5 protein-coding genes are annotated in these 8,021 nt (G+C 62.6%); 2 read left to right on the top strand and 3 right to left on the bottom strand.

The window, feature by feature from the left end:
- On the bottom strand, window positions 1-2,507 hold a 2,507-nt coding region (locus tag VFU66_RS04095), incomplete at its 3' end, for a sodium:solute symporter family transporter (protein ID WP_326444963.1).
- 67 nt (window positions 2,508-2,574) lie between these two features.
- Here VFU66_RS04095 and VFU66_RS04090 point away from each other — a divergent pair.
- Entirely contained in the window at window positions 2,575-3,498 is a 924-nt protein-coding gene (locus tag VFU66_RS04090; RefSeq protein WP_326444962.1) for an N-acetylglucosamine kinase, read from the top strand.
- A gap of 63 nt (window positions 3,499-3,561) precedes the next feature.
- On the opposite strand, the gene nagA is transcribed toward VFU66_RS04090, so the two are convergent.
- Window positions 3,562-4,683 (bottom strand): N-acetylglucosamine-6-phosphate deacetylase, encoded by a 1,122-nt coding sequence (gene nagA, locus VFU66_RS04085; RefSeq protein WP_326444961.1) that lies wholly within the window; start codon window positions 4,681-4,683, stop codon window positions 3,562-3,564.
- A gap of 182 nt (window positions 4,684-4,865) precedes the next feature.
- Between nagA and VFU66_RS04080 the strand changes: the two genes are divergently transcribed.
- Window positions 4,866-5,222: a hypothetical protein gene (locus VFU66_RS04080; protein ID WP_326444960.1), complete on the top strand. Its 357-nt coding sequence runs from the start codon at window positions 4,866-4,868 to the stop codon at window positions 5,220-5,222.
- A 457-nt stretch (window positions 5,223-5,679) separates the two neighbouring features.
- Here VFU66_RS04080 and VFU66_RS04075 read toward each other — a convergent pair whose 3' ends face one another.
- A complete protein-coding gene (locus VFU66_RS04075) occupies window positions 5,680-7,797 on the bottom strand; it encodes a family 20 glycosylhydrolase (protein WP_326444959.1) in 2,118 nt (705 codons plus the stop codon).
- Window positions 7,798-8,021 lie beyond the last annotated feature (224 nt).

Here is an 8,021-nt window from a genome sequence, read left to right as displayed (position 1 = left end):
GCGACTCCGCCCATGCGGCGCGTGGTGGGGTCGTGGACCGTGCCGCGGGTGAGCATGTTGAAGTGCGGATTGGTTTGTGCGTTGCCCTCGTCGTCGTGGGTGGTGGGCGCGATGTTGGGGACCCAGTCGAGCGCATTCCATTGGTCGCCGTGGCAGGGGCCGCCTTCGTCGCTGGGGATTTGCGTTGGCAGCGTGATGGCTGCTCCGACGATGGTGTAGGGGCCGCAGGCTTCGGCTATGGGGAGATAGCGTGTGTGCGTCATGCCGAGCGGCTTGAAGATGTGCTGTTCGGCGTACTCGTCGAGTGTCTCGCCGCTGAGCTTTTCAACGAGCGCGCCGAGGGTGATGAAGTTGATGTCGGAGTACTCGAAGTGCGTGCCGGGAGTGGTTTTCAGTGGCGAGGCGAGGGCGCGGCGGATGCCTTCGGCTTTGTCGGGCTTGGCTAGTCCCCACGGGTCTTTGAGGCTCACGTCGGGCGGCAGGCCGGAGTAGTGCGTGAGCAGCTCGCGGATGGTGACGTGTTCTTTGCCGTTGGCGGCGAAGGCTGGGAGGTATTTGGCGACTGGGTCGTCGAACTGGAGCTTGCCTTCTTCGTAGAGTTGCATGACGGCTACGGCGGTGGAGAGGCATTTGCTGAGCGAGGCCATGTCGAAGATGGTGTCTTCGGTCATGGGTTCGGCGGCGGTCGAGCCGTTGGGGCTGAGTTCGCCGGCGACTTTGCGGTTGCCGTAGGCCTGCTCGAAGACCTGATGACCGTCGTGGTCGATGAGGACGACTGCGCCGGGGAGGCGGTGCTCGGCGATGGCTGCGTTCATCAGCGTGGTGATGGGGGAGAAGTCGGGTTTGGTCTCCGTTTGAGTCTGTGCCGCTGCGGACAAAATGCGGGGAGTCTTCCCCTTCGCGTTGCTTTGGGTCAGAATGACGGCGTTTTTCGTTTGTGCGTGCGTTGCGGGCGCGGCGAAGAGAAGGCACGCCAGAATGATGGCTGCGGTGCTGACTGCTTTCGTTTGCCGCTTCGAGCGGAAGATGAGGCTGGCGAGTGAGCCGATGGCGAAGGTCACGATTGCTCCTATGAGGACATACCAGGTGTAGGCGATGCGCGGGATGGTGATGGGGCCGAGGTGCGCGGGGAACGTTCCCTGCCAGAGCCAGACGTTGAGCGTGAAGCCGACGACCATGCCGATGATCGCGCCGGTCTGCGTGGCCCAGCGGGCGAGTGTGCCGAGCAGGAAGACTCCGAGCAGCGCGCCGTAGGCCACCGAGGCGATGGAGAGGCCGATCTCGACGACATGGCCTTTGCCTCCGGCGTAGAAGCAGTAGACGGCGATGACGCAGAGGACCAGTGCCCATATGACGGTGGAGGAACGGGAGATCAACATGCGTTCGCGGTCGTCTGCGTTGGGCCGCAGGTGCATGTAGAAGTCGACGACCGTGGTCGAGGAGAGCGAGTTGTATGCGGCGCTGAGGTTGGACATGGCCGCGGCGAGAATGGCGGCGATCAGAAGACCGGCGATGCCGGTGGGCATCTCCTGCACGATGAAGGTGGGGAAGATGCGGTCGGCGCTGGTGAAGGTTGCGGGATGCAGCCCGTAGAAGACGTAGAGGCCGGCGCCGATCAGAAGGAAGATGGCGAACTGGACGAAGATCACCAGGCCGGATGAGATGAGCGCGAGCTGCGACTGGCGCAGGTTGCGCGCGGCGAGCATACGCTGGACCATGAGCTGATCGGTTCCGTGCGAGGCCATGGTGAGGAACGTGCCGCCGAGGATGCCCGCCCAGAAGGTGTAGGTCTCGGTGAGGTTCATCGCAAAGTGGAAGAGGTGGAAGCGGCCCGCTGCACCCGCGATGGTGTGAATGGCGTGCCAGCCTCCGGGAACGTGACTGCTGAGCGTGGAGATCGCAACCAGCGTGCCGCCGAAGTAAATCATCATTTGAACGACGTCGGTCCAGATGACGGCTGCCATGCCTCCTTCAAACGTATAGAGCAGCGTGAGCGCGGAGATGAGCACGATGGAGATGACGTCTCCTGTGCCGATGGCGATGGCGACGACGATGGAGACGGCGAAGACGCGGACGCCCTCAGCGGCGGCGCGCGTGGCGAGGAAGAGTCCGGCGGTGACTTTGTGGAGCGCAGGGCCGAAGCGATTGTCGATGAGCTGGTAGGCGGTGTACATCTCGCCCTTGAAGTATTTGGGCAGAAAGAGGAAGGCGACGATGGTGCGGCCGATGACGTAGCCGATAACGAGCTGCAGGAAGCCGAAGTCGCTCATGAAGGCGAGGCCGGGGATGGAGATGATGGTGAGGGTGCTGGTCTCGGCCGAAACGATGGAGAGCATGATGGCCCACCAGGGGATGGCCTGGTCGGCGAGGAAGTAGTTGCGCAGCGAGCGGGAGCCCTTCTCTTTGCCGCGGAAGCGCAGGCCGAAGAGCGTGATGCCGATCAGGTAGACGGCAATGAGGGTAAGGTCGGCGGCGTGGAGGCGCGTCGGAAGAGCGGCTGCGAGCATAGACGAGAGTGTATAGGTTTGAGGCCGCTTGCTGGAGGAAGCAGGCGATAACTTATCATTGCAGTCTATGGCTCTTTTTCTGGCAATCGACTCCGGTGGAACGAAGACACGCTGCCTGCTGGCCGATGACGCGCGGGTGCTGGCGCGCGCCGCGACGGGCAGCATCAAGCTGACGCGCGTGGGCGAAGAAGAGGCGACGAGGCGGCTGCGCGCGATGCTCGCTGAAGTTGCGGCGTCTGCTGGTGTGAATCTGAAGGACGTGTCGCGGACGTGCGCGGGGCTGGGCGGGTACGGCATCGACGCGGTGCGGGAGTGGGCGGAGCGCGAGCTTGCCGCTGCGGTGGGCGGCGATGTGATTCTGTGCGGCGATGAGGAGATCGCGCTCGAAGGCGCGTTTCGGGGCGGGCAGGGAATTCTGGTCGTTGCTGGCACGGGAGCGATTGTGATGGGGCGTGCGCTCGACCGGCGGACGGGTGAGAAGGTCAATCTGACCTCGGGCGGCTGGGGGCACGTGCTGGGCGATGAGGGCAGCGGCTACTGGATCGGGCTGGAGGGGTTGCGGGCGGGCTTCTGGGCCAAGGACCGCGGCGTTCCGACGATGCTGCTACAAAAAATTGGCGAGTTCTGGGATGGGGCTTCGCTGGGCGAGATGGTGGGGATTGCGAATGGGATTCCTGCGCCTGACTTCGCGGCGCTTGCTCCGGTAGTGGCGAAGTGTGCCGAGGCGGGCGATGAGCTGGCGACGGCTGTGCTCGCGCGGGGTGGTGAGGAGCTGGGCGATCAGGTGGCGATTGTCGCAGTGAAGATGCGGGAGTTTACTGGGGGGGGCGAGATTGGCGTGGCTTATACGGGGAGCGTGCTGGAGCACATCTCGCTGGTGCGGTCGGCGATGGTGCGGACGCTGAAGGAGGCTGCGCCTGAGGCGAAGGTGATGGAGAGTGCGGTCGATGCGCTGGAGGGTGCGTTGTGGCGGGCTCGGAGCGGGGCGTGATGTATGACGACCCACCTTAGGCGCGATGAAGCCGCGCCGAAGATGGGGTACCCGGCTTTTGTTCTAGTTGAGGATGGTGGATTGGAGCTGGCCTGCGGAGTTGAAGAGGTTGAAGCGGGCGGGCTGGCCGGGAGCGAGCTTTGATTCGAGGCCGAGGAGCTTTGCCGGGTTGTGCGAGGCGAGGCGGATGGCTGTGGCGAGGGATGCTCCGGCAAACTTCTGGATGTTTTCAACGGCGCGGTCCATGGTGAGGACGGAGCCGGCGAGGCTGAACTTTCCTTTGTTGTCGTCGCTGGCGAGGAAGGCGCGGCCTTCGGCGACCTGAACCTGGAAGGTGCCGAGCATGTAGACGCCGTCGGGCATGCCGGCGGCGGACATGCTGTCGGTGACGAGGATGGCGAGGTCTTCGCCTTTTGCTTTGAGCCAGAGGCGGACCATCTCGGGGGCGACGTGGACGCCGTCGCAGATGAGTTCGGCGTAGAGGGTGGGGTCGTCGAGGACGGTGGCGATGACGCCGGGGTCGCGGTGGTCGAGCGGGCGCATGGCGTTGTAGGTGTGGGTGGCGCTGGCGGCTCCGGCTGTGATGGCGGCCTGGGCTTCGGAGGTGGTGGAGTTGGTGTGGCCGATGCTGAGCTTGACGCCGTGCTTTTTGGCGTGTCGGATGAGGTCGAGCGCGCCGGGAACCTCGGGTGCGATGGTCATCAGGCGGATGTGCCCGCGGGCGGCCTGCTGGAAGCGGTCGAAGAGGGCGATGTCGGGTGGGAGGATGTCGGCGGGCGGATGGACGCCGCGCTTGGCATGCGAGATGAACGGGCCTTCGAGGTGGATGCCGACGGGGACGGCCGCACCGGGCGTCGGGTTCTCGATGGCGTTGGCGATGCCTTCGAGCGAGCGGAGGGTTTTGTCGATGGGCGCGGTGACGGTGGTGGCGAGGTAGCGGCCGACGCCTCGGGTGCCGAGGAAGCGGCTGATGGTGGCGATGGCGTCGGGGGTGCCTTCCATGACGTCGTGGTTGGCCGCGCCGTGGGTGTGAATGTCGAGGAAGGTGGGGGCGAGGGTGGTGTCTTCGCGGCTGGTCTCGGCCTGGGTGATGGATTGGATGATGCCGTCTTCGATGGTGACGACGGGATGGTCGAGGACGCCTTCGAGCGTCAGGAGGCGGCGGGCAGTCAGGGTCTGGGGCATTGATTATGAGTGTAAACGGATGGGGTGAATTCGGGGCTCAGCAGACCCAGGTCTCCGAATCGAGACCTGGGGCACTCGCGCCCGGCATTGCTCTATGATTGTAAATTTTTATGACGGAATTTTCGCTGCCGTGAAATGCTTAGGCACGGTGCTGGGCAGTTCAAGCAAGGGAGGGAAGTTCTATGGTTAGTTTCCTGATGATGCTGGCGCTCGCTCCTGTGATGTGGGCGGCGACGTGGATTTATTCATTGTTGCCCCGCTACATGAATGGATATTTTTGGACAAAATACTTTTTGATAAAGTTCCTCGTTTGGGTGGTATGTGTGGTGGCGATCGGAGGAGGTCTTCTTGCTCAACTGGACTTTATTGCCCACCGGCAGCCGTCGCTGCATGCTCGTGAGTTCTATTTAATAGCTTTGCTCCTGATCGAAGGTATTCCAATGCTGGCCATTTGCATTTATCGCTACTATCAAGACCCGGGCAACTATTATTGGTTTGATGGAAGAGAGCAAGCGAAACAATCCTCCAAGGAGCGCTAGGCGACCTGAGGAAGAGAAGGTGGACTCCGGGCAGAAGGGCATACCCCAGGGACTGAAGAGGGTGATGAAAAAGTATCTCGCCGGGAAGAAAGCGTACTTCAGCGGCTAAAGCCGCGTTGATTTTGCAGCGTTAGCGGCACGGCTGAAGCCGTGCCCTTAAGCAAAACTGACTTTTTCAGCACCCTCTGAAGCCCCGATCTTATTTGCTGCCGAGAGAGCCTACCTAGAAGCAACGGCAACAGCAACAACAGATTTCTCCGCTGCGCTGCGGAATGGAAATGCAAAAGCTGGCTGGGCAAGTGCTTACATTCCCTCCCGTCCGCAAAAAGTGCGTAAGGATGGGGCCCCGAATGTTTGTGGCTGGTTGAGAGGGAAACCGCAGGTCCTTCGACTCCGCCTCTCACGATGAAACTGTGAGAGGCTTCGCTCAGGATGACAATGTCGTTTTTTGAGGGCCTTATGGGGTTGGTGGGGCGGGGATGCCGAGGGTGCTGGCGGGTGGGATGGTGTGGTTGAGTGCCCAGCCGCGTTGGACGGAGCGGATTTGGTCGATCCGGTTGAGCCAGAGCTGGATGGTCTGGTCGTAGCGTTCGAGGTTGTTGGTGAGGAAGTAGGGGCGGTTGGATTTGAGCCACGCTGCCTGGTAGAGGTCGCGGATGAGTGAGTAGCGGCTGCGCATGTCCTGGAGCTTGCCGTTGACGCCGTTGATCTCGTTGAGGCGACGGGAGACTTCGATGTGGTCTTCGCGTTGCTTTGAGGTTTGGAGTGAATAGGCTACGGCGTAGTCGTCGGCGATCTCGTCGGCGACCTGGAACTTGAGGCCGATGAGGTCCATGCGGCGCGCGCCGAGGTCGAGTGCGTCGAGCGCGTCCTGCTCGCGGAGGTTGGGGTTGGCGTTGCGGGCCTGGGCGATGAGGGTGATGGCCCGCTCGGCGTGGAGGCGGACTTCGGAGAGGACCGGACGGACTTGCGCGGCTTCGCGCTGGCCATCGACGGAGAAGGGATCGATCCAGAAGACGAGATCGGAACCGTCGGCTTCAAGCGGCGAGTCGTGGAGGAGCTGGTGGGCGGCCATCATTTCGCGCTGGGCCTGGTCGATGTTGCCGGTCAGGTCTCCGTGGAAGTTGGCGCCGAAGCTGGATTGGAAGTCGGGGATGGAGGCTTCGCCTTTGTGCCATGCAGCTTCGGCCCCAAAGAGGATGCCGTACCAGTTGTTGTTGGCGAGGGCTTCGCCGTCGTCGTCCCAGATGGTGTTGAGCTGGCCGGTGACGCCGAGACGCTCGCCCTGAACGGTGAACTGCTGGATGTTCGTGAGGCCGTTGTTGTAGTTGGGATAGACGCGGGACCAGTTGTTGATGCCGGGAGCGACCCAGGTTTCCATGTGCGCGTCGGTGAAGGGCTTGATCCAGCGGTCGTAGCCGTTGGGCTGCGGACTGTACTCCCAGGCGACGGCGATGGTGGCCTGCTTGAAGCTCGCGGGCATCTGCTTGACGAGGTCGGGGTCGTGCATGGCGATGTCGCCCCAGAAGAGAAGCTTGCGGTGGAGGGGCTGGAGGTCGGCGACGATCTTTTGCAGGTAGTCGAGGTAGACGGCTCCGAGGCCTTGAGCATCGACCTGCGCTTTGGTCTGGCCGCGGCCGAGGTCCTGAGTCTCGTCTGCGCCGAGATGGAGGAACGGGCCGGGGTAGATCTGCGCGAGTTCAGCGAACATGTCGTGCGTGACTTTGAGCGAGCCGGGCTGGCCGGGCGCGAGGACGTAGCCGTGCGGCGTCTCGGCGAGCTGGGAGTACTGCTCCCAGTTGAGAAGGTAGTGGAGATGGCCGAAGGCTTCCTGCTCGGGGATGATGGTGACGTGGTAGTGGGCGGCGTAGGCGACGAGCTCGCGCGCCTGCTGCTGGGTGAGCGTGCCGCCGGGAGGTCCCATGAGCGGGTGGCTCAGGTACTGCATGGTGTTTTCAAAGTAGGGCGAGTAGATGTTGAGTTTGTAGGCGGCGATGGTGCGGATCTGCTTCTTCTGGAAGTCGAGCGTGGGGACGGGGCCGCGGGAGAGATCGTCGTCGAGGCCGCGGTATTTGAGCGCGGGCCAGTCGCGGATGGTGGCGGTGTGGAGGATGGCATCGGGACCGTTGCCGACGATGAGCTGCTTGACGGTCTGGATGGCGTAGAAGACGCCGGAGGCGGTGAAGCCGGTGAGGGCCAGGCCCTTTTTGTCGGGGATGATGGCGTAGCCTTCGGGGGTGATGTTGGCGGTGGGCTCGGCTGAGGTGTTGGGCGGGAGCGAGTCTTTGTAGATGGATTTCGAGAGCGGCGTGCCGTAGCGCTGGATGAGGATGTGGACGGGCGCGGAGTCGGTGACGGCGATGCCGCGCTGGACGAGGAAGTTCTTGAGGTCGTCGGTGGCGAAGGTGTCGTCTGCATCGCAGGGGGAGGCGCAGGTGACGGAGATGCCGTTGGCGAGCGGCTGGTCGGCTGCGGGGCGGACTTCGCGGGGGACTGGAATGAGGTGAAGCGGGTTCTGTGCGGAGGCAAAGGCAGAGAGGGCGAGAACGATTGCGCCGAAGCGGATTCTGGACATGCAGATAAAGCTAAATGAGAGCGAGAGCAGAGGGAAGGGCTGAGCGGCTCTTCCGACGGGAATGTGATTTTTGTGTGAATAGAGGGCAAATTATTTTTCTATTCACATGAAAACGGCAGCATGAGGGAAAGAGCAAAAGGTGAGAGTTTGCGGCGGCCATCTGGCCACGGCCGCTCTCTGGTTTGTCCTTAGGCCTTCAACATTCTGCGAGGTTCCATGACGAA

Origin of the sequence: Edaphobacter sp., from assembly GCF_035763405.1 — a bacterium.
Classification (GTDB): Bacteria; Acidobacteriota; Terriglobia; order Terriglobales; family Acidobacteriaceae; genus Edaphobacter.
This window is presented reverse-complemented; position numbering and strand designations above follow the sequence as displayed.